At 66.5% G+C, this 25,979-nt stretch carries 29 protein-coding genes; 18 read left to right on the plus strand and 11 right to left on the minus strand.

Translation table 11 applies throughout. The features are described from left to right. Positions 1–142 precede the first annotated feature (142 nt). Positions 143–838: a DUF2637 domain-containing protein gene (locus ACQY5A_RS02720; RefSeq protein ID WP_428338839.1), complete on the plus strand. Its 696-nt coding sequence runs from the start codon at positions 143–145 to the stop codon at positions 836–838. Positions 839–967: 129 nt separating this feature from the next. Here the strand turns inward: ACQY5A_RS02720 and ACQY5A_RS02725 are convergent, their stop codons facing one another. Continuing rightward, entirely contained in the window at positions 968–1,129 is a 162-nt protein-coding gene (locus ACQY5A_RS02725; protein WP_428338840.1) for a hypothetical protein, read from the minus strand. 185 nt (positions 1,130–1,314) lie between these two features. On the opposite strand from ACQY5A_RS02725, the gene ACQY5A_RS02730 reads away from it, so the two are divergent. Further along, entirely contained in the window at positions 1,315–1,752 is a 438-nt protein-coding gene (locus ACQY5A_RS02730; RefSeq protein WP_428338841.1) for a hypothetical protein, read from the plus strand. 101 nt (positions 1,753–1,853) lie between these two features. Here the strand turns inward: ACQY5A_RS02730 and ACQY5A_RS02735 are convergent, their stop codons facing one another. Both ACQY5A_RS02735 and ACQY5A_RS02740 read right to left on the minus strand, forming a co-directional pair. Further along, positions 1,854–2,678 carry a ParB/RepB/Spo0J family partition protein gene (locus ACQY5A_RS02735; RefSeq protein ID WP_428338842.1) on the minus strand — a complete coding sequence of 275 codons (825 nt, stop codon included), beginning with the start codon at positions 2,676–2,678 and terminating at the stop codon, positions 1,854–1,856. After that, the gene (locus ACQY5A_RS02740) at positions 2,678–3,391 is read right to left on the minus strand and encodes a ParA family protein (RefSeq protein WP_428338843.1); all 714 of its coding nucleotides are present in this window, start codon (positions 3,389–3,391) and stop codon (positions 2,678–2,680) included. The genes ACQY5A_RS02735 and ACQY5A_RS02740 overlap by 1 nt, the downstream gene beginning before the upstream one ends. Positions 3,392–3,705: 314 nt before the next feature. Here ACQY5A_RS02740 and ACQY5A_RS02745 point away from each other — a divergent pair, with 314 nt between their 5' ends. The 3 genes from ACQY5A_RS02745 to ACQY5A_RS02755 all read left to right on the plus strand — a co-directional run bounded on the left by ACQY5A_RS02745 (position 3,706) and on the right by ACQY5A_RS02755 (position 7,419). Next, complete coding sequence (locus ACQY5A_RS02745) at positions 3,706–4,470, plus strand: hypothetical protein (RefSeq protein ID WP_428338845.1); 765 nt, start codon at positions 3,706–3,708, stop codon at positions 4,468–4,470. A gap of 1,787 nt (positions 4,471–6,257) precedes the next feature. Then, a complete protein-coding gene (locus tag ACQY5A_RS02750; RefSeq protein ID WP_428338847.1) occupies positions 6,258–7,052 on the plus strand; it encodes a ParA family protein in 795 nt (264 codons plus the stop codon). After that, on the plus strand, positions 7,045–7,419 hold the full coding sequence (locus tag ACQY5A_RS02755) for a hypothetical protein (RefSeq protein WP_428338848.1): 375 nt from the start codon (positions 7,045–7,047) through the stop codon (positions 7,417–7,419). The genes ACQY5A_RS02750 and ACQY5A_RS02755 overlap by 8 nt, the downstream gene beginning before the upstream one ends. A 5-nt stretch (positions 7,420–7,424) precedes the next feature. On the opposite strand, the gene ACQY5A_RS02760 is transcribed toward ACQY5A_RS02755, so the two are convergent. From ACQY5A_RS02760 to ACQY5A_RS02770, 3 genes are all read right to left on the minus strand, one after another. Beyond that, positions 7,425–8,099, minus strand: coding sequence for a WhiB family transcriptional regulator (locus ACQY5A_RS02760; protein WP_428338849.1), 675 nt, complete (start codon positions 8,097–8,099; stop codon positions 7,425–7,427). Then, positions 8,096–9,313: a helix-turn-helix domain-containing protein gene (locus ACQY5A_RS02765; protein ID WP_428338850.1), complete on the minus strand. Its 1,218-nt coding sequence runs from the start codon at positions 9,311–9,313 to the stop codon at positions 8,096–8,098. The genes ACQY5A_RS02760 and ACQY5A_RS02765 overlap by 4 nt, the downstream gene beginning before the upstream one ends. Before the next feature lie 535 nt (positions 9,314–9,848). Continuing rightward, positions 9,849–10,124, minus strand: coding sequence for a WhiB family transcriptional regulator (locus ACQY5A_RS02770; RefSeq protein WP_428338851.1), 276 nt, complete (start codon positions 10,122–10,124; stop codon positions 9,849–9,851). A 203-nt stretch (positions 10,125–10,327) separates the two neighbouring features. Here ACQY5A_RS02770 and ACQY5A_RS02775 point away from each other — a divergent pair, with 203 nt between their 5' ends. Genes ACQY5A_RS02775 through ACQY5A_RS02785 form a run of 3 tightly spaced genes read left to right on the plus strand, consistent with a single transcriptional unit; the run spans position 10,328 to position 11,938 of the window. Then, the gene (locus ACQY5A_RS02775) at positions 10,328–11,032 is read left to right on the plus strand and encodes an XRE family transcriptional regulator (RefSeq protein WP_428338852.1); all 705 of its coding nucleotides are present in this window, start codon (positions 10,328–10,330) and stop codon (positions 11,030–11,032) included. Positions 11,033–11,039: 7 nt separating this feature from the next. Beyond that, on the plus strand, positions 11,040–11,540 hold the full coding sequence (locus tag ACQY5A_RS02780) for a hypothetical protein (RefSeq protein ID WP_428338853.1): 501 nt from the start codon (positions 11,040–11,042) through the stop codon (positions 11,538–11,540). After that, the gene (locus ACQY5A_RS02785) at positions 11,537–11,938 is read left to right on the plus strand and encodes a hypothetical protein (RefSeq protein ID WP_428338854.1); all 402 of its coding nucleotides are present in this window, start codon (positions 11,537–11,539) and stop codon (positions 11,936–11,938) included. The genes ACQY5A_RS02780 and ACQY5A_RS02785 overlap by 4 nt, the downstream gene beginning before the upstream one ends. 91 nt (positions 11,939–12,029) lie before the next feature. Here the strand turns inward: ACQY5A_RS02785 and ACQY5A_RS02790 are convergent, their stop codons facing one another. Further along, on the minus strand, positions 12,030–12,251 hold the full coding sequence (locus ACQY5A_RS02790) for a hypothetical protein (protein ID WP_428338855.1): 222 nt from the start codon (positions 12,249–12,251) through the stop codon (positions 12,030–12,032). Between the two features lie 173 nt (positions 12,252–12,424). On the opposite strand from ACQY5A_RS02790, the gene ACQY5A_RS02795 reads away from it, so the two are divergent. The 7 genes from ACQY5A_RS02795 (at position 12,425) to ACQY5A_RS02825 (ending at position 18,261) form a co-directional block, all read left to right on the plus strand. Beyond that, on the plus strand, positions 12,425–13,480 hold the full coding sequence (locus ACQY5A_RS02795; RefSeq protein WP_428338856.1) for a C40 family peptidase: 1,056 nt from the start codon (positions 12,425–12,427) through the stop codon (positions 13,478–13,480). A 61-nt stretch (positions 13,481–13,541) separates the two neighbouring features. Then, complete coding sequence (locus tag ACQY5A_RS02800; protein WP_428338857.1) at positions 13,542–13,694, plus strand: hypothetical protein; 153 nt, start codon at positions 13,542–13,544, stop codon at positions 13,692–13,694. Positions 13,695–13,708: 14 nt separating this feature from the next. Further along, the gene (locus ACQY5A_RS02805; RefSeq protein ID WP_428338858.1) at positions 13,709–15,628 is read left to right on the plus strand and encodes a DUF4226 domain-containing protein; all 1,920 of its coding nucleotides are present in this window, start codon (positions 13,709–13,711) and stop codon (positions 15,626–15,628) included. A 72-nt stretch (positions 15,629–15,700) separates the two neighbouring features. Continuing rightward, entirely contained in the window at positions 15,701–16,000 is a 300-nt protein-coding gene (locus ACQY5A_RS02810; RefSeq protein ID WP_428338859.1) for a type VII secretion target, read from the plus strand. Next, positions 15,997–16,305 (plus strand): DUF2694 family protein, encoded by a 309-nt coding sequence (locus tag ACQY5A_RS02815; RefSeq protein ID WP_428338860.1) that lies wholly within the window; start codon positions 15,997–15,999, stop codon positions 16,303–16,305. The genes ACQY5A_RS02810 and ACQY5A_RS02815 overlap by 4 nt, the downstream gene beginning before the upstream one ends. 1 nt (position 16,306) lies before the next feature. Then, a complete protein-coding gene (locus tag ACQY5A_RS02820) occupies positions 16,307–17,923 on the plus strand; it encodes a PPE domain-containing protein (RefSeq protein ID WP_428338861.1) in 1,617 nt (538 codons plus the stop codon). Next, entirely contained in the window at positions 17,920–18,261 is a 342-nt protein-coding gene (locus tag ACQY5A_RS02825; RefSeq protein WP_428338862.1) for a hypothetical protein, read from the plus strand. Before ACQY5A_RS02820 ends, ACQY5A_RS02825 begins: the two co-directional genes overlap by 4 nt. A 44-nt stretch (positions 18,262–18,305) precedes the next feature. Here ACQY5A_RS02825 and ACQY5A_RS02830 read toward each other — a convergent pair whose 3' ends face one another. Beyond that, complete coding sequence (locus ACQY5A_RS02830) at positions 18,306–20,474, minus strand: serine/threonine-protein kinase PknH/PknJ (RefSeq protein ID WP_428338863.1); 2,169 nt, start codon at positions 20,472–20,474, stop codon at positions 18,306–18,308. A gap of 282 nt (positions 20,475–20,756) precedes the next feature. Here ACQY5A_RS02830 and ACQY5A_RS02835 point away from each other — a divergent pair, with 282 nt between their 5' ends. Further along, entirely contained in the window at positions 20,757–21,272 is a 516-nt protein-coding gene (locus ACQY5A_RS02835; protein WP_428338864.1) for a hypothetical protein, read from the plus strand. A 230-nt stretch (positions 21,273–21,502) separates the two neighbouring features. Here the strand turns inward: ACQY5A_RS02835 and ACQY5A_RS02840 are convergent, their stop codons facing one another. Beyond that, on the minus strand, positions 21,503–21,640 hold the full coding sequence (locus tag ACQY5A_RS02840) for a hypothetical protein (protein ID WP_428338865.1): 138 nt from the start codon (positions 21,638–21,640) through the stop codon (positions 21,503–21,505). A 452-nt stretch (positions 21,641–22,092) separates the two neighbouring features. Then, positions 22,093–22,803, minus strand: coding sequence for a hypothetical protein (locus ACQY5A_RS02845; protein ID WP_428338866.1), 711 nt, complete (start codon positions 22,801–22,803; stop codon positions 22,093–22,095). Between ACQY5A_RS02845 and ACQY5A_RS02850 the strand changes: the two genes are divergently transcribed. Continuing rightward, positions 22,772–23,686, plus strand: coding sequence for a hypothetical protein (locus ACQY5A_RS02850; RefSeq protein WP_428338867.1), 915 nt, complete (start codon positions 22,772–22,774; stop codon positions 23,684–23,686). The genes ACQY5A_RS02845 and ACQY5A_RS02850 overlap by 32 nt on opposite strands. 27 nt (positions 23,687–23,713) lie before the next feature. Beyond that, positions 23,714–24,775, plus strand: a complete 1,062-nt coding sequence (locus ACQY5A_RS02855) for a hypothetical protein (protein WP_428338868.1) — start codon at positions 23,714–23,716, stop codon at positions 24,773–24,775. Between the two features lie 922 nt (positions 24,776–25,697). Here ACQY5A_RS02855 and ACQY5A_RS02860 read toward each other — a convergent pair. After that, positions 25,698–25,940 (minus strand): CsbD family protein, encoded by a 243-nt coding sequence (locus ACQY5A_RS02860; protein WP_428338869.1) that lies wholly within the window; start codon positions 25,938–25,940, stop codon positions 25,698–25,700. Positions 25,941–25,979 lie beyond the last annotated feature (39 nt).

Below are 25,979 nucleotides of genomic sequence, written 5' to 3' on the forward strand. Positions count from 1 at the left end.
CTTTGCACACCAACGTGCCCGCTACGTCCGGCTTGCTGAAGGGAACACATGGTCGTCGATGCGAGAGCATCTGAGACGGCGAAACCCGTTGGTGCGACACGCTTTTTTTGGGCCTGGCTGATCGCGGCGACCGGGGGTATCGGTGGCCGGCAACGTCGCACATGCGGTGCTGACCGCGCCGACCGGCCGAGTGCCGCTGGCGGCCGCGGCGGCGGTGGTGCCTCCCGCCGTCTTGCTGGGTTCTACACATTCGGTAGCGCTGCTGGTCCGGGCACGCCGAGTGGGAGTGCCCTACTGGTGCGCACTGCTGATGACGCTCGCGCTGGCCGGGTGCGCCTTCGTCCTGTCGTTCGACGCGCTGCGCGATCTGGCCGTCGCGGTCGGCATACCGCCGGACCGGGCGTGGTTGTGGCCAGTGGCCATCGATGCCTCGATTGCGAACTCGACGGTGGCGTTGTTGTCGATGTCTCCAGCGCGGACATCGCGAAGAACGCCGAGCAGCATCAAGGCAAAGGCGGACCCCCGGAAAACGCCCGCTACTGCCGCTGCGGTGGCGTCCCCATCGGCGCCGTCGCCGGTCACGTCCGGATTAGCCGGTCAGTCGCCGGCTCTGGGGCTGAGGGCGTCGCCGGAACCCCAGCGGCTGGTAGCACCGTGGAAGACCACTGCTGAGGAACTGATCCGGAGCGGTGTGACGTCGAAGGACCCGGAGGTGGTGGCTACCGTCCTAGCCGAACATGCTGCCGGCACCCCGCGCAGCACGATTGGGCGTCGGTTGGCGATTCACCATCAGACGGTGGGCCGGATCCTGGCCGGCGCGGATGCCCTCGCCGGATGATCCCGCGCCGGGATGTGCAGAATAATCCGTTCGGACGACCCTGACAGGCCTGGCCGGCGGCCGTGCCCAGGCGCGACGGCGGATGGGGCGATGTCACAACAGTTTCAACAACAACCCACGCGAGGTGAACTACGAGGCCTGAGCGACCAAGGTCCGCAAGCTGATATCACGCATCAGCGCCGGCAGGCTCGTACCGAGGCGGTCGGCCTCATCTTGCAGGGCCTGCAGGTCCTCTTCGGTGAAACGCACCAACACCTTGCCTGTCAGCCTGCGCTGCTCGCTGTTGCTCACGTCGTCCTCCGGCGCTCGGCGGGTGTTCCTACCACCTCATCATGATGTCGCAAGTTTACGACATTGATGCCCTTAAATAGCAGCATCCGCTTCGCAATCAGCTGCCGTGTCGTTAATATGTCCCTAACTAACGACATGATGTTGGTACCGGAGTGAGGTGAGCGGGCGGCCCGAATGACCCGACGATGACGCAACCCAAGCAGCCGCCGCCAGGTGTGGAGACCACACCGGGCGGTCCTGTCGTGTCGTTGTCAGAAGCGGCGAAGCGGCTGGGTAAGGACCCGCGCACCGTCATCCGGGCCATCTCCGCCGGCGAGATCCGCGGCGGTGCCATGCCGCGACCGGAACGTCTGCGGTGGTACGTCTACGCCGACGAACTCGCGCCACCCCCTGGGGCCACTCCCCCACCGCCGAGCGCAGACATCGATGGGCTTCGCGCACAACTGGTTTCGCTCACCGAGGCCAACCGGCTGCTGATCGCCGCCCAGCAGGATCTGCTGGACGCCGACAGCTCGACCAGCGCGGCAGCCGACAAATACCGTGCGGTGGCACGCAACTACCTGGACGCGCTGGCGCAATTCATGACGCCGGGCAATCTGGGCGAGCTAGCCGATCAGCTGTAGCGGTCAATACCGCTGCGCAGCAGTGCATTCGGCCCGATACGTCTCACGCGGCCAGTTTCGTCACGTGACGCAGGGTGGGTGATTACCTAGACCCTGGCGGGTTACTCGGTCAGTACCGCCAGCAAGGTCTTCACGCCGTCCGGCCCCAACTGAGTGCGGAGCGCGTCCGCGAGAAGTTGCGGCCGAGAAGGGAACTCGTTCAATGCTTTTACGAAGATTCTGGTTGGGCTGGGTGGGCGCGGCTCAGATGGAGCGCCATTGGCCGCGTCGTCCTTCTTCTGCTGGGCGGCCTGCCAGCGCGCGACTTGTTGTTCGAGAGGCACCCGCGCCAGGTTGCGGGCTTCCCGGATCGCCAATTCGCCTCGGCGCAGCGCGGTTTGCAGTTGTGGCGCCAACTCCAGCAGAGCTCGGCGCTGCGACACCCATGCTGGGGTCTTGCGCAGCCTGGTGGCCGCCTCTTGCGCGCTCCCGCACTCCTGGGTAAGCGTCTCAACCGCTTTGGCCTCTTCGATGACGTCGAAGTCCTTGCGATCGACGTTTTCCGCGATGGCGGCCGAGATCAGCGTGATTCGGTCTCGGGCGATCTCGTCGTTGACGACGATCGCGAGGTCGGTGCGGCCGTATTTGTGGGCGGCGGCCAGCCGGCGGCACCCGTTGACGACCACGAACCGGGTCTCGATGGTGTCGTGCGGATAGAGCTTCAGATAGGCGCTCTTGGTGACGACGACCGCCGGCTGCAGTTGCATGTCGGCAATCGACGCCAGGTCGGCGAGGTCGCCAAGATCATCGCGAGGGTTGCGCGGGTTGGCCGTCAGATCGGTCAATGGCGCGCTATGGCTTGGCATCATGGCGGCCTGGTCGACCAGGGAGTTATCCCCCACCGAGTTGGCCAGGCTGGCCAGGTTGGTGCGCTGTCCGCGGGCCATCAGCGTGCACCTCCGACGTTGAGCTCGAGGGCGAACTTATAGAAGTCCTCCCGCGCTTGCAGTGCCACCCGGTTGACCGGGTATTCAGTGACCACCTGACCGTCGGCGCTGGCTCGCGCGTGCAGCTTGTAATGCCGAATCACGGTGCGCGCCAAGGGCCATCCGTTGGCTTTGACGAACTCCTTGGTCTCGTTGAGGTCATGAATGCCGTCGCGGGGATCCCAGTTGTTGATCACCACGGTGTACGGGATGCCTCGGGGCTGAATCACTTTGGTGATGGTGCGCGCGGTCGGGTCGAAGCTCAGCGGCTCGGTCTCGATCGGGACGATAATGCGGTCGGCGATGTCCAGCACGACCCGCAAGGCGTCGGCGGCCGGGCCGCGGCCCAACGGATCGGAGGTGTCGTCGTTGGCCTGAAGGTCGATCCACCCCGGGGTGTCGACGTAGACATGAGCGATGCCAGGAAGCTCGCCGAGCCGTTTGAGGCCGTCGAGGTCGTCGTGGGCTTGCACGATGTGGAACGGAAGGTCGTGGATGCGGGCGGCCCACCAGACGGCTGATCCCTGCGGGTCTATCGAGACCGCAGCGACCGGCGAACTCGCCTCCGGGTCGTCATCGCGGTTGAGGACGTCGGCGGTGACGGCAGCCAAGTTGACCGCGATCGTGCTCTTACCGACGCCGCCCTTCTGATTGAGAACGACATGAACAGCCAATCGAATGGCCTTCCGTATGCTTCCCCCGCACGGCGGGGTACTTCGGATGAGACGTCCGCAGTTTACGATGGGCCGGCTAGGGCTGTCGCTTCGACACGCGCAAACCGCTCTGCGGGCGGCAACCGGATGCCTCGAACGATCGAACCAGTTCCCAAGTCCGCGCTCGTGCTCGCAGCGGGTCAATCAACCGCGGTTAATCGGCACAGGGTGCGCCCGGGTGGCGACCCGGATCATTGATGCCGATCTGTAGCCGTCGATTGGAACGGGAAGTGTCGCAGTAAGCGTCCGCTATGTGTCCGTGAAATACTGATGGGGTGGCCACCCGACCGAAGGTGCATCAATCTGAACTCGCTTCGGCCATCGATAGGATCGCACGCCGCCGGGCAAAAGTCGACGACCGCCACCGGGAGAAACTGCCTGATTCAGCGGACTCTGATCCCCGAGAAGTACTCGACTACCTGCGGAAATACAGCCGACCCCCGATTCCATTGTGGGTACTTCAAGCCGACGTATGCGACGCCTTGACGCTCAATAACTGGCTGTGGTGGGAGGACCGCCGCCGCGAGCTGCACTTCCTGAAAGCCGGCCGCGATCGGGGGGTATTCCTCGCCCAACTGGGCGCTCAAGTGGGCGTCGGCAAACAGGGCGTCCTCGATCGCATCGACCGACTGGAAGCCCTGCTGCAATTCGACTGTCCCGACGAAAAGATCACTCGTGATGCCCGGCGCGCAGAGCGCGAACGGGCCCGACGAACCCCAGATATGCAGGAGTGGCTCAGTGGGCGCCACGACGAACTAGCGGCCGTCATCGCCGATGTAGTCGCTCAGGCCGACCGCTACGGACTCCCGGAGCGGGAGTGGGTCGATGAGTTGACGATCGATGCGCGCGACGACGACTTCAACTCAGCCACCATGGTGATCTTGGGCCTAGCGACGGCTGATTTACGAACGGCGCCAGAAGTGTTGAGCCTCGACAGCAGCCGCCCCTCCTCGGTGCATACGGTCTTGGCGCGGGCAGACACCCTGCGCAGCCAGTTCGCAGCGCTGGGTTCGAAGGCCGCCCATGGCGTCGCATCGTGACATGAACGACTGACCAAAGCCGCGCCGGAGGACCCGAGTATCGAGCCCTTAGTCACGGTGCGGTTCGTCACCGCGACACTCGGCTATGGCGGCGGACGCCCGGTCGTCTGTGGAGTTTCGGCATGCGGAGAACTGGCGCTCGCTCTCGGTCTTCGCCATGCCAACGTCTGGGGCGCGGACTTCTGCGCCCCAACGGGCGCGGGGTATAAACCGCCCGCGCTGATGCCGCTGCACTCCCCCACCTGTACGTCGTTGCCGGCACGCCGGGGCCATTCTTGTATGAGAATTGCGGCTCGATGGGCGGTTGCGCAGTGCGGTGCGGAAGCGGGCGTCGTCATGAGCGAGCTGGTCGACGCTCACGGTGATGCCTTCTGGCAAGCGGAGCTACCGCTGATGGTGGCGTGGGCATTCGGACGATGATGCTCCCACACTGCATCGCTCGCTTGGGCTGGCCGCCGGGCCGCACGACTAGTCGGTCTCGTCGTGGGTGGCGTGCCACCATCCGACCGTTCTATGTCCACAGACCGCCTCTGCAAGTGAATTAACCGCGGTTAATTTCGGCCCTCCCGCGCGTTCGGACACCTACGCAATGGCCGCCCGACGCGGCCTGCTCCACCGGAATTAACCGCGGTTAATCGACTCCTAGCCCCGCGCGTCAACGGGTCCGACGAGCAAGCGGTCAATCCATTGCGGCTGTGGAAGTCGCAGGCGATCCCATGATTCGTGAGCCAGGTGGACTCCCCGGTCCGCACGATCTCCTCTCCGCGAGCTTGGACTGCTGCGGTGAGGTCGTCGTCAGAACCGAGGTTCAAGGCGCGTCGCAGGGCCTGCTGGTCGACCTTGAGCCAGTATTCGTATTCCGAGGTTCCTGGGTAGCCACCGAGATCTTGACCCTCGAATGTCGCAGTGTCGTCTCCGTTCAGGTGAAACCACACCACCAGCGTCGCACCGCGGAATATTGCCGTCACCGGACTACCTCGCCTCCCCCGGCCTTCGCCACACATTGCCGTGGAGTTGATGGTATTGCGTAGCCCCGTAACCACCCCGCGTTCTCCATGTGTGGATCCGCGATTCGGCCGCCGGATCTCGGCCATGCTCGATGGTGACGGCCTGACCCACCGCCCTGGCCTGTTTCGTCACAGTGATGCCGCGACATCTGCACATTCCGGAACCAGCCTCATGGACGAGCCGAATCACACAATCACCGGGTGATTTGATCACCGGACCACCGTGACCGGCGGCTCGAGCGCCGTGACAGGTTCGCCGAAATCACCGCGTCACGGGGTGATTCAGCGAGCGTGTTGCCGAATCACTCAGTCGCGGAAACACCGCATCGCGCGATGATGCAGTCACCACGTCATCCGCTCACTCGGCGATCCAGTCATGCCATCACGGGATCTGCCTATCACAGGATCACACCGCGATCGCGTGACGGGGTCTCCGGGTGTTGGTGCGATCGGATCGCCGCCTCACCGCGTCAGCCGATCACCACATCACCCTGTTGCACGAAGATCTCGTCACCCGATCGCGGCGCCACAGGATCACACGGCAACCCGATGACCGGAAAATCCAATCACTCGGTCGCCGAGACACGACGCGACGCGGTGATCCGATCGCGCCCTGACTGGGTGACCGCGTCGCAGTGTCGCTGCATCAACGGGTCGCGGCATCGCACGATCGCGAGGTCACCGCGTCATCACATCACCCCGACACACCGTCGCCGCGCCACCGAAACACCGGATCACCCTGCTCTAATAACTGTGACCGACGTGAAGGAAGTGACTGTTGTGAAAGCTGAAATCATCGCCATCGCCAACCACAAGGGCGGGGTGGGGAAGTCGTTCACCGCGGTGAACTTGGCCGCCGGCATGGCGCAGGGCGGGTGGCGCATCTTGCTCGTGGATTGCGATCCGCAGGGTAACTCCACTTCGATGTTCGACCCGGACGACGACGTCGAGTTCGACATCTACGATCTGATCGCCGACAGCGCCCCGATCGATCAGGTGATCCGCAAGACGCGGATGGAGAACCTGGACATGGTGGGCTCCACCCTGGCGGTGGCCAAGCTCGACATGGAGTTGGTGACCTTGCATCGCCGCGAAGAGCGCCTGGCCATGGCGCTCGCGCCGGTCTATCAGGATTACGACGCGATCGTCCTCGACCTGTCACCCAATCTGGGTCAACTGGTCATCACCGCACTCAACGCCGCGGACTGGTTTATCGTGCCGACCGACGCCAGCAAGTGGGGGAGGCGGGGCGTCAACATGTTCCTCGAGTGGTCGTCGACACTGCGCCAGCATCAGGTGCTGTCGGCCACCTTCCTGGGTGTGCTGCTCACCAAGTACGAGTCCCAGACGTTGGTCAGTCGCGAGACGCTGCACGCGTTGCGCGGCGACGGTCTGCCGATCTTCGACACGATCATTCCTAAGCGCACCGCCGCCGAACGAATGGTCAGCAATCTGATGGTGCTCGGCGATCCGGAAGCCGACCCGGATCTGTCACAGGCGTACGCCAATTTCACTGTTGAGGTCATGACCCTCGTCGATGAGGGCCGACGGAATCGAGGAAAGCATCATGCCTAAGAAAGACACCGCCGCCGCTGTGGCCGCCATGTTGTCGACCGCCGGCGCACAGACCCGCCGCATCCCGGAGCGCATCGAACCCACCGCACCCGCGCCGGCCGCCCCAGCAATCACGGCCGTCACAGTGACGGAACCCGCCCCGGCAACGATAACTACGCTTCCGCCCCCCGTTGCGCCCGCGCCGGCACCGATCGCCGAGGCTCCGCGCACCTTGCGGCTGCAACCAACGACCGCGCAGCGGTTGCGCGACGCCTGGCTAGAAGCCAAGCGCGACGACGTGTTGTTGACTGCACAGGACTTTGCGTCCGCTCTGGTCGACGAGGCGCTGTCGCGACGTGGACGCTCGCGGGTGATTAACCGCGGTTAATTGGCTCAGGCGATTTGGGCATCGTCGCGGATCTCGGCGAGCCATCCGTCGCGCCCGAGTAGCACCCATCGCGTTCCTCGCCAACGGAACGGCACTGCCGCAGGATCGCGCCCCGGCGGCAGCACATAGCCCGACCGGGTTGCCAGCCTCGGCTGGAGATGTGCCACCAGCTGCGCACAATGTCCGCATGCCGCGAATAGCTCGGCGGGAGAGGCGCTTTCAAGGGGAGCACCGGCAGGCCGACGGCTTACTGTGCGGTCGAAGCTGTAGCGGCAGCCCTCGGCGAGCACCTCGCAGTGGCCGCTGCTGCGGGCCAGCAGCGCCGCGGCCACTGAACGCACCGGAGGTGCCGTGGACGGACTGAGCAGTAGGGTCGGCGGCGGAGGAGAAGTGACAGTGGCGTCGACGGCTGATGCGCGGTGATCAGGCTGTGCCGCATCGCCTTTCGCGATGGCCCGTAGGTGGGGCACGGCGTCGTCGTGAACCCCGTCGATCCACACCCCGGCCCACATGCCCCAGGAGGCGTTGCAGGACAGCGCTTCTCGGGCACACCAGGCCCGCACCGGGCACGCCAGGCAGCCGGCCAGGGCGTCCCTCCGGTGGTGGCGCTCGAACCAGTGCTCCGGGTCGCGTTGGCAGGCCAGCATCGCCGGCATCGGTGGGGGAGGGGCGGGACTCATCGCGCACCGTCCGAGCCAGGAGTGTCGTGGCGCCGCCGATCTCCGCGGGCGCGGATGTTGCGCAACGCTTCTCGCGCCGCCGCGTACCCGGGCCCGGACAGTGCGGCACGGCCGGCTTCGCGAGCCCGCTGGTGTTCCTCGCTCGCGGCGATCTGGGCCGCGACGCGGGCCCGGGCCTCGGCGAGCTGTTCGTGTTCGATGGCCACGTCGTAGGCCGAGGGCCGATCCTCGAGGTTTCCATGCGCGGCCAGCATCACACCGAGCAACCCGATCGGCTTGTGTGGGTCTTCGGGCAGCCAGTGCCCGGTACCGACCCAGTCGCGGATCAGCGTGTTGACGTCGCGGGGAGTCCAGCCGTGCCGTGCCGGCCCGGCCAGGATCCGCGTCCATGGGGTTCCGGTGCGGTAGCGACGGGCCCAGGCTGGGCTTTGGTGGTCGGCGACCCACTTGTTTGCCAGCGCGACAGCCCGGTTCTCCGGGCTTGTTCGCCGCGTAGCGGCGCTTCTACCGGCGGTTTTCCGACGGTTGTGGGTGGTAACAACTGATTTACTGGAGGATTTATATCCAAAGATTGACCCTCCGGGATGGGGTGACAGCGGTTGACTCCGGCAGTCGTGTAGCGCCCACACCGATGCCCACCCGCGGCCTTTATCCCCAACCCGCCAGCTGGCGAACCGCTCCGCTTTGGTGCGCTGCCGGCCACGCATCACCTCGGTGGCCACACCCAGCAGGCGCAGGGCCGTGGAGGCGCGCTGGACGGTGCGAACCGATAGCCCGGTCATGTCCGCCAGACGCCCGTTGGTGGGCCGGCAATTCCGCCCGGTGCGGTGATCGGCGAACGAGGCACGTGCCTCAGCCACGGCCACAAGGCTTTTCACGCTGATCGGGTTGTGCGGCATCACCGGGCGCACATGGGTGTCGTAGCGCTCCGAGTAGGCGGTCGTGACGGTGGTGTGGGCCCAGCGGGCCGCTCGGCCACTCCAGCAGGGGATGGCGGCCCAGTTGGCATCGACCTCGAGAACGATCGACGGAAACCGGTCGATGCAGTGGGCGCCGGCGCGTCGAATCCAGACCGGCGCGGTGCGGGCCGTCCCGCGGCGCCGAGCCGTGCGGGAGCTACCGCGGTAGGGACGGGTGATGGTGGCGGTGGAACCACGGTCGGCACTTACTAGACCGTGCGCAGGGCGTGCGCTACCGTGGAATGCGTCTTTCATGACGATTCCCTTCGAGGGGGGATTTTCGCGGAAGCACCCTTCGGTTCGAGTTCCAGCTCGAACCGGCCACCCTCGGCCTTCGGGCCGGGGGTTTCGCCGTTAGGGGGCGATCACAGCGTTGTATGGAGTTGGCGTTGGGGGTTTCGGTCAGATCGGCACGTAGTTGGCCGACTGCGGTCCTTTCACTCGGCGGACTCTCTAGCGGTTCGGCGGATATCCGCCCGGCACTCTTTGGCGGATATCCGCCAAATCACAGGATGCCGTAAAGCGCTCCGATTGCCCGGGTGACACGCCGCACCTCCAGTCACAACCGTCACAGCAGAATGGGGCGGCGTACCGGCCCGTCGGACGGGTCAGTGGCGTCGTGTCGGCCTGGGCCGGCTTCCGCACGGTGCGAGATGCGTTGGGGGAGGATCGGTCGCGCTGCGGTGCAGTCGTCTTGTCGCCGAGGTGTGTCAGTGGCAGTCACATTCGACCCACTCCGGTGCGGCTGCCGCGAAAACCGTTGCAGTCTGAAGCTTGCGGCTGCGGTGGGTCAAGAGATGTCGGGTTGGCTGGTGTAGCCGGCGTGGGCGGCCAGCGAGCGCAGCTGACGGAACGCGAAGGTGCGGCCCCGCCCCTCTTTGGGAATGTCCACTGCGGACCACATCCCATGGGCGCCCGGGGTATGCAGGGCCTCGTTGGCACACGTCCAGCGCCGGGGGCACTGGCGGCAGAGCGCCTTCAGTTCGGGATCGTCGCCGCCGGCGCACCATCGATCGGGGTCTTGCAGGCAGGGCGGGCTGGTCAGTACGTTCGCTTGATCGAGCATCACGGTCACCTTCGCTCCTCGGGACTGAGCAGTTTCGAGACATCCTTACTTTAGCGTTCATTCTTTAGCATCGCTATCGCTAAATTTAGCGCGGCGCATAAACTGTTAGCCGTGACTTAATCACGTAGTGAGCCGTGCCGGTGGCCGACACCGGTATGGTCACGAACGCAGGTGGGCGGACTTTTGGCCGTTAAGCTGACCCGATGAGCGATGAGGCGGCTGCGCTCGGCATGAGCCGCGCCGGTGCCGCGTTCGCTGTTCGTCGGCGCGAATTAGGGCTGTCTCAACGGAAATTGGCCGCCATGAAGGTCATCACAGCGCCGGCGCTGATCGCGTTCGAGAAGGGTCGGGCGTGGCCGCGCGAGCGCACCCGGGCGCTGCTGGAGGAGGCGGTGCAGTGGCCCGCCGGATCGCTGGCACGCCTGCGTGCAGGTGGTAGCACTTCCTTTAGCGGGTCGGCAGACTCTGCTCGTGACGACAGTCCGACCGTTGCCGGCGCGATTACGGTAGCGATGAGTGCCGTCAACAGCGCGATCGACGCGCTGCCAGCGGTCGGTGAACCCACCTTCACTCCCCGGGTCCGGTCGGTCCTGGCCGACCTGCGTCAGCTGGAATCGATCACCGCGCAAGCGGTACGCAGCAGCCAGGGAGCGTCGACGGTGATCAAGACCTTGGCCCTGATTCGTCATCGTTACGACGCGTTGATGACTCAGGCGGCGGCCACTGCCGATGCCACCCTGGGTCAGCGCCTGTACACCGCACGCCGGGAAGCCAATCTCTCGGTCGAGGAGTCGGCGGCAGCCATGCAGACCGCCCCCGATGTGGTCACCGCCGTCGAAGGTGAAAGGCCGATCAGCGCCGACGATCAGCAACGTATCGAAGCGTTGATCGCGACTCTTCGCGGATAATGGACTGATGATGGGCGATGTCGCGGCGCGGGTGCAGGCCGTCCTGCGCCGCGCGGAGTCATTGTTCGCCGCGCCGCAGGACGCGTCGGCGGCTGCCGCTGCGGCCGATCAGCTGCGGGGAGCCCTCGATGCGCGTCGCGTGTTGGGCAGCTATGAGCTCAGCGGCGCCGGGGTGACCGGGCACCGCGAACTGGTCGAGAAGTCCGCGGCCGAGGTCACTGCGTCGGCGACCGCCGACGAGCAGCTGGTCGCGCAACTGACCGCTGCGGCCGCCCGCCACCAGCACGGCCGGGCACGCGCGCAGAGCTTGAGCGCCGATGCTGCTGCGGTGCCCGAGCGGTTCGCCGCGGTATCCGGCACCACTGCAGGGGATTTGGCGGCACTGAAGGCGCTGCGCGCTCAACTGGCGGGGATGCGGCAGCTACTCGCCGAGCACGCTGGCCAGGATGCTGCCACGGCCGCGCAGATCCGGGCGGTCGCCTACCGCGACGCTCGACACCGGCGATGAGTGTTTCCCGGGTGAATTTCCTCGACAAGTTTGACTACGGGGATGATGCGGTGCTGTTGACCATGGACGGGGCAGGGGTGGATACCCTTCGGGCTGCGGTCGTCGAGGCCATCAATAGCGGATCGTCACAACTCGACCACGACGGGGTGACGCACATCTTCCAGATCGAGTCGGGTTCCGCCGATATCGAGCTCGATGCGACCCAGATCGTGTGGCATCTCGACCTTTCGAAAGCACACGAACTCGAGTTGGACTTAGAAGTCTTGAGCAACGACGGGGAGGCCGGTCATAACTACATCGACCTCTGCGCGCCCGCGCCCACCCTGGTGGTGTCGCGCGACGAATACGTCGACGTGGTCTACCCCTGGATCGACCCGCCGTCGTCGGATCGCGGCTGAGCCCGGGCCGCACTTCGCGTAAAGCCGTTGTGGCGCAGCGGACACCTAATGCCGATTCTCGGGCCGTCGCGGATAGCTGCAGAGCGGCGGCCTAAACGGGCCGCATGTCGATCGTGTCGATGAACACGAGGCCCCCGTCGTCGAGACTGACGGCCCAGCGTCGGGCGGCCTCGGCGATGCGAGTGTTGAAGACAGTGACAGCGTGACCGCCCGCATCGCCGAAATCCTCGACGATGACCCCGGCTCGCTCATCAGTGCTGCCCGGGTAGATCCGTACCCGATGGCCGACGGCAAAGTCTGCATTATTCGACACAGGTCAAGCTAAGAGGTCGCCAATAACGCCCGGGCTACGAACGGGCGGCAGTCGGACATCGCATTTCCTTTCGCCGGCGCGCGCTTGGTTCGGGTCGAACGGAGCAGGAAGGAGTGCTGCGGGCCTGGAATATTGTGCGCGGTTGACCGTTAGGGCTGCTCGATACTTGAAGCGTGACGGTGGATGTGCTGGTCGCGAAGGTCGAGCAGGTGCTGAGGCGCGCCCATGCGTTGTTCGGTGAGCCGTCGGTGTCGGGCGGGTCGGCGGCGACAGGCGCCGGGTCGCGGCTGGCTGAGGCCCGGGAGTCGGTCCGTGGCACCGCTCAGCAGATGTCGAGTCTCACCGGCGACATGTCAACTCGTTACAGGGTTTTCGCCGCCGATGCCGAGTCGGCACTGGATGGTCTCAACGGCGCGGATAATGGCTTGGGCGCGGCTCTGGACCACGCGGCGCTCGGCGATCGGACGGGGCGGACCGCTTCCGGGACGGTCCTCGCCGGAGCGGGCGCCGACACTGCCAGCCTTGCGCCGGTGTCGGGCACCCCCGCGGGGCAGAAGGCGTTGATCGCCGCGCTGCGTGCTCGAGTGGCCCAGCAGCATCAGGTGGTGGTCGCCTATCGGGCCCGTGATGCGCAGCTGGCGGCGCTGCTTCGGTCGCTCGGCTACGCCCGCGCCAGCGGTGGCACTGCCGGTTCACCCTCGATGCCAATGGGTTTGGGTGGCGGGATGCCGGGCGCCAGCGGGCTGCTGTCTGGCCTGTCGGGGTTGACCGGGATGCCTACGCGGCGCCACCACCCGCCTCGCGCCGCACTGGTGTCGCGCATCGATCGCCGCGCCGACGCGGTGCCGGGCGGCCCCGGCGAGGTCGCGGTCCGTGCCGCCCTGGACAAACGGGGTCGACCGTACGTGTGGGGGGCAAAGGGACCCAACAGCTTTGATTGTTCGGGGCTCACGGGGTGGGCGTGGCGGCAGGCGGGGATCCAGCTGGGCGCTGACACCTACGCACAGATCCGTGACGGGGTCGCGGTGCCGTCGGGGCAGGTCCGGGCCGGCGACTTGATCTTCCCCAGAGACTGCTTCGACGCCCGAGGGCCCGGGCATGTCCAGTTGGCGATCTCGCCGACGCAGGTCGTGCACGCGCCGCAGCCTGGTGACGTGGTGCGGATCGCGCCGATGCCGTCGTCCTATGTGGCGCGCCGCCCGGTTCCGCTGCTGGAGGCACCAAAATGATGCAGGGCGGCCCTATCTGACGGCATTAGGCTGAATTCCTGATCCAGGAAAGGACGCGGGTGTGAACGTCGGTGTGAAGCGGCAAGTGACGCACGTACTCGCAGTGTTGTCGCGTGCGCAGCAGGTGTTCGGCGCCGGCCGGCCGCCGGCGGACCCACCGGTGTTCGCCGCATCACCGGAGATCGAAGACCACCTCGACCGCGGCTACTTCTAGGGCCCGGGAGCACGGTGAGCGGGCCGAAACAATTTGGCGAGCCGACGCATTGGGAAGTGCGCCCCGACTCGGTCACCCAGGGGTGGACCCAGGGCTGGGCGGCTCCGCACGCGAATTTCTACATCGGCTCGGCCGACACATACTGGGGCCGGGTGCTTGATGAGGCTCGAAAAGCATACGGCGACCCTAATATCCGTTACAGCACTGACGACGTCCATCAGGACCGGTACTTGGTGTTCGGAGACGGCAGCCGACTGCCCGCCGACGGTACGGTCGTTTACCACGATGCCGGGACCGGGCAGAATTACCGACAGAACGGTGACGGCACGGTGTGCCCGCCGGGCAGCGACAGCACGCCAGTCACTCCGTCGGCCTATCGCAAAGCGGCCGACGGCAGCTACGCGCCGCTGGATGCGCACGGCCAGCAGATCGCGCCGCTGCAGTCCGGAATCCCGTTCGGTGACAACGGGTTACATACCGACCCGAGCACCGGACTGTTGACCCCGAAGAACGCCGCGGGCGACTACTACACGCTCGGGCCGGACGGCGCGAAATCCTATTTCGACAAGAGCGGCGCCCCGATCAGCGCGGACCAATACGGCAGCGGAACACCCGGCACCGGACCGGCGCCGGGAACCACCGACGAACAACAGTCCGGCCGGGCCGCCGATGCGGTGAAAAAGCTACAAGGCGAACTGAAGGATCGGTACAGCACGATCAGCGCCGCTGAGGGGAAGTTGTCGGAGGTGCTGCTCAACACGCACGCCACCAACGCCGACGGCCAGCAGCGGCTGGGCGCGATCCAGCACAAGATCGTCGATGCGGTCAACGACCCGGCGCTGACGCTGGACACCCCGACCGGAGAGGCGGCGTTCCTGCGGTTCCTGCGCGGCCAGGTCAAAGACATTGGCGATGTGGTGAATTCGGGTGATCTGACGGCTCAGGATCAGGCCAGTGCCGCGCAGGCTTTGGCGCAGTTGTACGGGCAGGACGCCGCCGCCGAACACTCGGATGCGGGCGGCGACCTGCCGGCTGACGGTGATGCGCCCGCAGCGCCGGATCCAACCACCTCGGTGCCGGTGACCCCGCCGGAGCCGGTGCCCGCTGCCAGCTCGGCCGATCCCGGCGTGGGTCCCGCCGATCCGATGCCCGCACCCCTGTCGGACGCCACGGGCGACCAGCCGATCGATGGGCTGAGAGCGGATCCGCTGAGCGGGCTGGCGTCGATGTTGCCGGGCACGTTGGGCGGGTTGGCGTCGAGCCCACTGGACGGGTTGAGCGGACTGGCCGGCGCGGCCGCCCCGCTGGCCGGCCAAGCCACGCCCGCCGGTGACGATCACGAGCGCGACAACGACGACGCCTCACATCACCGTGATCATGGCGAGAAGGACGACGCGGTCGACGGTGGCCAACACCCACAACCCGACACCCCTTCGCGCGCGGCGGACCAACCGCAGCCCGCCGCGCAGCCGGACAGCGCACCGGGAGCCGGTGCGCCACCGGCCGGTCCGGCATCTGGCCCCGTTCCGTCCACCTTGGTGTCGCTGCCCGACGGCTCGAGTTCCACGGCGCGTACCGCCGCGTTGGCCCAGGCGGTGAAAGCCAACCTGGCCGGAACACCGGTGGACGCCGCCTACCGGGACGCGGGAATCGCGTTGCCGCCGCCGGGCACCCCGGTCACTAACCCGGTCGATCCGTCGGCGCTGACGTGCGGGACCGTCGGCATGTTCAAAGACCACTACGTGGTGGCGCTGAGCGCGGTAAAGGCCTATCAGGACGGGCAGGTGGTGCCGCTGGCCGCGGTGGCCTCCAGCCCCGATTTCCTCGGCTGGGTCGACCCGACCGCGCTGGGAACTCCGGGCGCCGTCTCGGCCCCGGCTGCATCCTCCGTGCCGTCACCCGAGCCCGCGCCCGCGCCCGCCGGGGCCGGTTAGCGGTCAAACCGTCAGCAAGGACACCCGATCCCGACGAGAATCGGTCAAGACAGACAGTAGGAAGGCACCCCGATGAGCGAACCAATCCAGATCAGCGCTGCGGTCTTGCATGAGGTCGCCGACGGCCACGACCAGGTTGCCGACGCGATCGCGGAAGCCCGGGCCGCGGGCGCTGAGATCGCGGCCGCTGTGGACAGCTACGGTCCGATCATGCATCAGGTCAAAGCGGCGGTGGCCGATGTGCTGGCCGAGCGCGAGGCCGCGCTGCTCGAGCACGACAACCGGCACCGGCTGGCCGCCGACGCCCTGCGCCGCCACGCCCGCAACTACGTCGACACCGACGAGGCGAACGCCGAGCGGCTCACACTGTGAGCACACCCGCCGAACCGCCGATCGACGAACAGTCCTTCGTCGCCTCAACCGCCGACCAGTCGGTGTGGGTGCGGGTGGCGGTCAACGGCGGCATCCTCGGGGTGCAGCTCGAACCGGCGGTGATGCACCGGCCCGGCCATGAGATCGCCGAACGCATCGTGGCATGCGCTGACGTCGCTTACCTGGAGGGTCAGGTCGCACTGCGCAGCCTCGCCGAGCAGGCGCGCGTCGATCCCGAGTCGCTGACGGGGATCGCGAACGTAGGGGATTTGGAGCAGGCTCGGGCACGGTTGCAGGAGCTCTGATGTGAAGGTCGACGCAGCTGGACTGGTGGCCGCCGCCCATCGGGTGGCGTCCGCGGTCAATGCTGTCACCGGCGGCGACGCCGTGCATCCGCCGCTGGCCGCCGATCAGGTGTCCGGCGGGGCGGCCGGCCGACTCTCGGGCGCGGGTGCGCAACTGGCCGGGGCACTGGGGGCGCTGTCGGCGGCGCTGGTGGCCAGTGCCGAGCAGTTGAGCGGTGCGGCAATGGGATTCGCGATCACCGACGAATTGAACGCCTCCGGCATCGCGAACCTCGTCGCGGTGGAGCACGGTCCGAGCTATCGAGGATGGGCGCCACCCGCACCGCCGGTGCCGCCCGATGTGCGGGCTCCGCTGCCACCCCCGCTCGGCGCGTCGCCGGAAGCAATTGCGGTCGCCGTGCACAGCGGGAATCCGAGCGCCGGGGAGGCGTTCATCGGCTCGTGGTCACAGGTGTCCGATGCGGCCCACCATGCGGCCGCGGTGATCCGCTCGGCAATCAACCACCTGCCCGACCAGTTGGATGGGCCGGTGTCGGCCCCGGCGGTCACCGGGCATCTGCGCCAGTTTGCCGACCGGTTGGACGAGTGCGGGTCGCGCGCGCATGTGTTGGCGCAGCAGGCGTCCGAGCACGCCGCTCAGCACGGCCAAGCGCGACAAGACATTCCGCACCCGCAGCAGTTGCGCGGCGCCCAGGAGCGGGTGAAAACGATCGCGTTAGCCAACATCGAGTCGCACGGCGCGTATGCGGGGCCGCTGGCACAGGCGACGGCCGACTTGACAGCCCTGAACGAGCAAGCGGTGCATGGCTTTAGCGGTTACCATGCCGCGACCGATGTCACGACGACCGGCGAACTGCGGGAGCCGGGTACCGGCGCCTCGGATGCCAACCAGGGCGGATCCGGGGACATCGCAACCGACACCGGACAGCCTGGTGTGCCGACCGGCGCCGCGCCACCGTCGCCGGAGGCTGCTGGCCAGGCCGCCGGAGTGCTGCCACAGCTGATGCCGACGCTGCTGGAATCCGCTGGCGGGGCGCTGGGCGGTCTGATCGGGGCGACGGAGCGAGCACCGCAGTCGTTGATGCGGGCCGGTACCCAGGCGTTGTCCGGGCTGAAGCCGCCGAAGTCGGATTCATCGCCTGACCGCGGTGAGCCTGCATCGGATCCTGACCGGGACGGGGAGACGCCCGACGACATCGGCGACGGTCTAAGTGGTGGCGGGGGTCAAACCATCCCGGCGGCAGGTGGTTTCAGCGCTCCGACGATGCCGGTCGGACTGTCGACGGCTGGAGACTCCACGTCACCGCGGCTTCCCGCGAGCTCGGCACCGCCACCCGCACCTGTGGCCGGGCCGGCCATGATGCCGATGGGAATGCCGACGAGCGGGATGGGCGGCCGTGGCGACGAGAGGAGCAAGGAACAGCCGGGCCGAACCAAACGCGTTGTTGCCGAACCGGTCCCGCACACCGAGGAGGTCACCGGAAAGGCCGTACCTCGTCGGCTGGCGGTGTCGGCGACCGCACCGGCTGAATCGGACCGCGACGAGGAAACTACTGGTGCTCCGCCGCCACCCGGTGTGCGGCGCATCGTATCGGGACCGTCGGGGGAGAAGTCGTGACCGACGCGAGCGGCTTCGACGATCTGGGACCCGAGGAGAAGGTCAAATTCAGCGAAGCCGAAATCGCTTCCACGTTAGCCAAACTCGATGATGCGATCGCACGGATGGCCGCGTTGCGCACCGAGGTCGAAGACCCCGACGGTCTGATCCGATTCACTCTGGGTGAAGATGGCCGACTGCTGACACTGTTCATCCAAGACAACGTCGGACAACTGCTGAGCAACCTTGACCTCGAGGAGCGGCTAAACCGGTTGTTCGAGGCCGGGAACCAGGCGATGCGGTTGTCGCGCGATGAGTTCTGGGCGACATTGGATGATATTGCGCCGCCGGAGGTTTGACGGAAAAGTCCTTCAAAAGGTGCTACGTCTAGCTTCGCGGTACGTCACGGTTTAGCTCTTGCCAGCATAGCTTCTGCCAAGCGTTCGGCATCATCAGTCGCCCATTGCGGGTCGCCCGGGATCATGGGGTTGGAGATACCCGGCGGAACGTCACAAGTGCGGACCTCGACAACGATTTCGGCGTGCACGCCGAGGGCCTGCTGACACGCATGCGCGCCGTTCAGCCCACCGTTGTCAGCCATCGAGATGGTGATGAGGTTGTCCTTGTGGCGGACACCGCCCGATCTGAAACCTCTACCGTTCTCGAAGCCGAGTGTCACATCGACTTCGCCGTTGGCGCAGGCGTTCCATGATGCTTGCACCGAGGTCAGAAACTTCTGGGCCGAGGCGGCAGATGCGAACACGGCTGCGGTCTGTTGAAGCGTGTCAGGACCCGCGTTCGAATAGCTGGTGTAGGTCTGCGTTTTGATCGCTTTTACGTCGGCGTCCCCATACACGTCATGCTCACCGGTGAAGGCCACCGCGACACACGATCGAGGTTTGACCTGGCTCGCATGGTCCGATGTTCCGTACGAGGACGAGCTCATCGCGAGTCCGCCGGCGCCGTTGCCCGCGGGATTATCCGTCACCTTGGCGCCTAGGAGAGAGCTCAGCTCAGTGCTCGTCAATAGTGCGGCGTCGACCGCCTTCGTGGGAGAGCTGGTCGCCGGTGCGGCACTGGTCGGCTGATCGACGGTCCCGATACGGCCAGATCCATCCAGAAGTAGCTGGCCATTGGCCGAGATCATCCGCAGCCAGCGGTCTTCGGTGCTGGGTTCCCCGTCCCGGGGCACATACCTGACGCGGGCAACCACGCTCGTTGCGTCCCGGGGAGAAACCGATACGAGCGCTACCGACTGGACTGTCGCCCAGAAGTCAAGGAAGTCTTGGTGCCCAGTCTTGTTCTGCCACTGAGTATCTACCTTTTTCCAAGCGTTAGGTGGATCGTCCGGCAGGTCAGCATAGTAATCCTCCGCGAAAGCGCGCATGCGGTCGAACGCGATCGGCTGGACGCCAGCAGGAGAAGGCAGCGACGCCGCGGCGGGTCGTCCTTCGTCCCATGGTCGCACCGCGAATACGACTGCCACCGCGACCAATAGCGATAGTCCGACGGCGATGGGACGCCACTTGCGGCGCCAATCGGACTGCGAGGAGAGTTGCTTCGATTCTCCCGGCACTTTCTTGGACGGTTTCAGTAAACGCGAATATGCCGAGGCATCGTCCACAGCTGCGAGCTTGGTCGGTTCTGCTGCAGGAGCCTTTGGAAAGTGGGCCGCAGCGACTGTGGTCGCCAAGGGCGGCGTCGCAACGACGTCGCCGTGATCTTGACGGTCGACGACCGGTTTACTGGGCGCTAAGGCTAAGGCGTTGGCGAAGTCGGCGCAGCGGCGGAATCGATCGGCGGGGCTTTTGGCCAGTGCAGTCGCCAGCACCGGATCTAGCGCAGCGAGCTCGGGTCGATTCTCGGCGAGGGGCGTCGGTGCTGTGCCGAGGTGTCGACCAATGACGACCGCACGATTTGAATGCGGGAAGAGCTGAGCGCCGCTGAGCAGGTGATAGGCGGTCGCGGCCAAGGCGTATTGGTCGACGCGACCATCGAGATCTTCGCCGGTCAACTGCTCCGGCGCGGAGTACGCGACTGTGCCCATTGTGAATCCGGTGGCGGTCAGCGAGCTGACATCGGTCACGCTACGGGCAATCCCGAAGTCGGTCAAAAGGATTCGCTGCTCGTCACTGGTGATCATGATGTTGGCTGGCTTGATGTCACGGTGCAGCAGGCCGCGGTCGTGCGCGTAGTCAAGGGCACTCGCCACCGCAGCGACGATCTTGACGACTTGGCGCGTCGGTATGCCGTCCGGAAATTTGTCGTTCAGTAGGTGCGCGGCATCCAGTCCGTCGACGTAATCCATCGAGATCCACAACTGGTCGTCGTCTTCGCCGCGGTCATGCACGCCGACAATGTGTTGATGCCAAAGCGTTGAAGCGAGATCGGCCTCGCGGGCAAACCGAGCGCGGTACTCGGCATTCGCCGAGACGTCTGCGCCCAGCACCTTCAGCGCGTCGGTTCGCGGCAGCCTGGGATGCTCAGCGAGGTAAACCTCGCCCATCCCCCCAGAGCCCAGTAGTCGCAGGATTTTGTACCCGGCGAACGACTGCCCGTCAGCCAACGGCATGCGCGGATATTACAGTCAGGGTCTTCACCAACAGGGCTGATACGGCGACGTTATCCGGGACCATCGACACCAGGGGCGCGGATCCGTGACAGAAACGGGACTTGGGGGCAAGGCTGTTCCGGGCGAATTGTGACTGCCGCACGCTTGCACGACCACTAAACTGGAGTTATGTCGTCGCCCTACGAGGCGCCCTCTGGCGTGCCCAACCTGCCGCCTGGCTCCTACATGCCGCCAGCCGGATACGGACCGCCGCCCCCGCCCGGTCGGCCGCGGAGTCCGGGATTGTTCACTGCGATCGGGCTGGCATCAGCGATATTGCTGGCGGTCGCAGGTCTGATAGTCGGCATTATCGGCCTCAACCGGCCGCCGGCGAGCACGTCGACAAGCCAGTCATCTTCGGCCTCCTCGCCATCGACGTCTGCAACGTCTGACACCACCGCAGCTGACCGAAAGCTGTGCGAAGAAGTGGGACCACTGTTACATGAAAGCAACGAAACTGGCAAAGCCTTTGTCGATCTCGGCAACCCTGGCACCGCCGCTCGCGATGCGGGGATTTCAGACTATGAGGCCTCAGTTCTCGACTGGGTCAAGCGGATTCAGCCGGTGTTGGACAGCCACCCCGGCGCCGACCCATTCCTGCGACGGATGTTGCAGCGCATGATCGATGACATCCGCGTTTACGCAGTCAACATTCGGCCCGGCCCAGAAACTGCTCCGGACGCGGCGGCCTGGAATGACGCAACCATCGGGTACAGCGGCCCCCACGAGGTCTGCCATCGGTTAGGTGTGCAGTGGTAGCGACGTCAATCCCGACCGGGTATCCCTCACGGCCATATTCGCCCTTGACTGTCGGCGGCCTATTTCCGCTGACTGATCCGGGGGACTGGTCCGAGGCAGCGACGCAGCACCGACAAAAAGCGGCTTCACTACTCGAGTCCGCGAGTGCGATTCGCAGCACGGCCGACGGCGTACCAGCGGAAGGACAGTCAGGCCACACGGTTGACGGTTTCACTGACGCCAGTCACCGCCTAGCCCAAACTGTGATGGCCCACGCGGACGAATATTTCACCATGGCAGGCGCTGCCGACGAAGTTGGTCGGCTGATCGGTGGTCTTCGCGAGGACCTCGACAACATCGATCGCGATGCGAATCAGCAAATCCAGCAAGTCTTATCCTCCGGCGGTGGCGCGTTCAGTGCGGGCGCTAAGGCCGCCATGCTGAGCGCGATCGTCGCGCAGGCCCGAGCAGACGCCACAGCGAAAACCACAGCGGCGACAGGAGCTATCGGGAAAGAGGGCTTCAAGCTCACCGGATCTGATGGCACGACGCAGGCTTTGGGCGGCGGCACAAACGGAGCGGCTCCACCCAGCCCCCGGATCTCGGCCGACGACACTATTCTCGGACCGAGGAGCGGGCCAAATTTTGCGCCCGCCAGTAACGGCCCGCACGGGGGTCCTTCGCCACAGCAGGGACCCGGTGGCCAATCGCCCGGATTCGGACCGGCAGGCGGCGATCGCGGCGGAACCATTCGGACTGGACCCGCGGGAGGCGACAGGGGCGGAAGTGTGCCCTCGGAAGGGTCTGCGAATGGATCGGGCCGCCATATCCCCGGGGGTCGTCAGCCAAGGGAAGATCCCGCGTTGCTCGACCGTGGTGGCTCTTTTCCCGGCGGTTCGCCGGGAATGCCACCGCTATCGGGATTGCCGGGCGGCGGTGGGCTGCCCGGAGGTTTAGGCGGTGGCGGTCTGCCCGGTGGACTACCCGGGGGCCTGGGTGGCGGCGGGGTTCCGGCGAGCGGCCTCGGGAACTTCTCGCCGGCCAGCAGCTTGTCTCCGGCGTCGTCGATGGCGTCACCAGCCAATTTCTCCCAGGGCCTCGGCTCGGGCCAGGGGTCGGCGCCCGCGACTCCGCTGATGCCGCCGGTACCGCCGAGTGAGCCGCTAGGAAGTGGTGGCGCACCGAATGCGGGGTTCGTCCACGGTCCAGCGCCGGTCTCGGCGGCCAGCGGTGCGCCTGCGGCACCTCCCGCGACACCCGCCGCGGCACCTCCGACAAGTGGTGCCGCCGCGATGCCTGCGGCGATGGGTCCGTTGCCGCCGTTTGGATCTGACATCCCCCGTCCGGCTGCCGCAGCGGCCGCTGCTTCGGTGATTCCGGCCTCGGGAGCCCCTACCGCGGCGCCGTCCTCACCGGTGATCTCAAGTGCTGCGGCGCCGGTGGCGCCACTGCCGCCCGGGGTGGTGGGTTCCGGTGTCGGTGCCGCGGCCGGCGCGGGAGCCGAGGCGATTCGCTCGGCAATGCCGGATGCTCTGCTGGCTTCGGCAGTCAAATTGGTCTACCAGCTGCTGCACGATTCGCGGCTCTACCCGTTCTTGGACTGGTGCGTGGGTGTCTTCAAGACCCCGTCCGGTGTGGAGACGGTAGTGGTGAGCAGCGAGGGCGTGGGCTACATCCCGATCGGGGTGTTCGTGCCGCGTAACGTGCACCTGCTGTTCTCAAATCCCGCGCTGGGCAACGACTTCAAAGCCCGGTGGTTCGGCTGGGCCAACCCGACCCAGACGATGCTGGCGTACGCGAAACTGCTGGCGGAGGCCAACCCGAACATCACCTTGCACGCGCTGGCGGTGTCGACCAGCCAGGGCGGATCTTCGTTGCCGGCGCGCGATGCCGGGGTGGCGCTGATCGAGGATTGCTCGCTGTTGACCTCGCCGATCCCGCAGGACGCTCCGGGCTCGAAGCTCGACGAGTCCCGCCGGCACCGGCTCGAAACGTTCGACGCCGCGCTCTACACCCGGTTGACCGACGTGGGGGGGTCGACGCCGCCGGACCGATTACAGACCTGGAAGGCGACGGTCGTCGCGGTGGTCCGGGTGCTGGACCGCGCGGGCGCGTTGCAAGACTTGGCGGTGCCGCCGGTAATCCGGGGGGTACTGCAGGGCCTGGTCGCCGGCGAAGGCGTGCCCGAGGACCGTTGGTCAGCGCTGGAGATGGAGCATCTGCTCGCGGCGGCCAACGCTGCCAGCCATCGGCCGGGCCGGATGCTGGACTCCGAGGGGGCCTCGCCGTACGCCCGCGCGCACCATAATCTGGCGAGGGTGACCTCCTTATTAAGTCTGTGGAGGGACACCACCCCGAAGTACCCTGAGATCGAATACGAGATCAGGCAGATCGACCTGGAGGGCGAGTTGTGGCCCTCCGGCGGCGGCGGGTAAACCGCGCGAGCGACGGGATGGAATCTGATGGCTGATGTGCCGGTCCACGTCCAGCCGGGCAGCTTGCTGACAGCGGCTTCCACCGTGGCGGCCCACATCGAGCAGTCGGCCACCATGTCCCCGGCAGCCGCAACACCGATTCCTCGGCCCGGCTCGCCGGTCGATATCGCCGCCGGAGCGGTGGCCACCGGGATGCAGACCAAGATGGCCACCATGTCCGCGGCGCTGGCACCGCGAGGCCCAGCGCTGGCGGCCACCGCGGCCGCGGGCGTGGCGGGACTGGAGGCCCGCGACGCGGCGGGCAGCGACCTGCTCAAATCGATCCCGGAGGCCATCGGCAAAGCCGTCTCTGGTGGCATGCAGGCCGGCGGGAACCTGGGCACCGCGGCGGCCAGCATCGGCAGCGGGCTGGCGATCGGAGGGGTCTCCACCGCGACCGCGGCCATCAAACCGTTGGCCAACGTCACGGCCACGACCCATCCCACCCCGACGCCGCCCACGCCGCCGCAGAACAGCGGCAACATCGCCCACATGATGCAGCCGCCACCGGATGCGCAACACGAGCAGCCGCAGCAGCAGGACAAGCACCCCAAGGAGCCGCCGCGGCAACCACCGCCGCCTAATCAGCCGGAACCGCAGCAACAACCACAGCCCCAGCAGCAGCCGGTCTCTCAGCAGGCCGCGGGCGCCTCCTCTGGGTTCGGCGGCGGCAGCGGATCCGGCGGCGGGGGATCGAGCTCCTCGGCGTCCGGGCTGCCGGGGTTCGGCTCGGGCAACGGCTCCGCGCCGATGGCCGACACCAGTCATGCCGCGCCGCCCGATCACCAGGCGCCTCCGGCAGCCGCGGCGCCGCAACCGGCGTCGACCCATCCTGCGCCGCCGGCCGAGCACACACCCGCCGCGCAGCCGCAGCAACCGCCACCGCAACAGCCCCCTCCGCCAGCACATCAGGCGCCGCCGCCTGCCACACCCCCGCCTGCCCCCACCGCTCCGGCACCACCGGCCGCACCGCCACAGGCCGCCCCGATGACCATCCACGTGGCCACTCCGGCGCGGCCGAAAGACCCGCTGTGCCCGTCGGATATGTGATCGCCCACCGGGAACGCTGTTTAGTTCAGGGTGTGCAATTGCTGTTGCAGCCCTTCTGGATTCGGGCGCTGCTGTACGGACTGCCATTCGGCTTGCTACTCGGGCTGCACGCTGGCGTCCAACAGCCGTCCCGACCTGTCGGCGTCATCGTGTCGACGCTCGTCGCCGGTATCGGATTCGGGCTCGCGATGGCGTACCAAAGTCAGTCGGTGCACGCCGCGGTAACTGAGGCGGTCGCTGGGCTCGACGACGCTAGCGGCCAGAGGCTCTTGCGGTGTGACCGTGGGTGCCGTCCCCGGTGAGACCCGGTGCGAAATGCGGCCTGGCGCTTAGGCACCGCCTGCCTCGGCGGGAAGTCTGACGATCAGCTGAATCGACGTGAACGTCAAACCTGGCGCCTGCTGGCGCTTTTGGTGGCTGGAACGGGTTATCTGGTGACCATCAGCACTGGGACCTACGAGGCGACGTTCTACGTGGCGCTGAGTTTGCTGTGCCGCTGGGTAGCGTGGGATGCCTCTTGGTGATTCGAGTAGCGGAAATAGATCGAAGTGACCGGTCCTGAATCGCATCCTCACAGGGCATTTGTCGCGCGCCTGCGGCTGAGCGCTTGCCGGCGAATTCGCGCGAATGTCGCTCTGGCCGTTGAAATTTCTGATGACGACGCTGCGGCAAATACCGACGGGTGAGACGTTCGCACCGACCCGATGTCCGTTGCCCGGCTCTGCACGAGGGATCACCTTTTGGCGAGTACGTTCGCACCCTGCCGACTGAGGCGATCCGTCGTGCGCCAACGGAATTGCGCAAGGCCGTCACTGTGTCGAAGCGGACGTGGACGACATCGAACGCGAAGCGGTCGGCTCCGAGGGCTTGGATTCGATGACGCCCATCGATTTGGCAGCGTCTGAGTCGAAACGGTTAACCGTTACGACTTACGCGCACCCTTTTGGCGCGTCTCCTGGACTTTCGCTTCGGCACGCGCTTTCTCGGCGTCGGCTTCCTTGCCAGCGACCTTGCGCTGCGCGGCGGCCTTGTCCTGCTGTGCTTGGCCCTCTTCTTGCAAGTCCCCGCGGTTGAAGACGATGCCGATCAGCTGCTTGACGATGCCGACGACACCCTCGACCACGCCCAGGACAGCGTTGATGGGACCGCTGTTGTTCTTTGACATATCGAGTTCCTCTCGTCGAGTCCATGGCTACCCGGGCCC

This window comes from Mycobacterium sp. (genome assembly GCF_965277065.1).
Taxonomy (GTDB): domain Bacteria; phylum Actinomycetota; class Actinomycetes; order Mycobacteriales; family Mycobacteriaceae; genus Mycobacterium.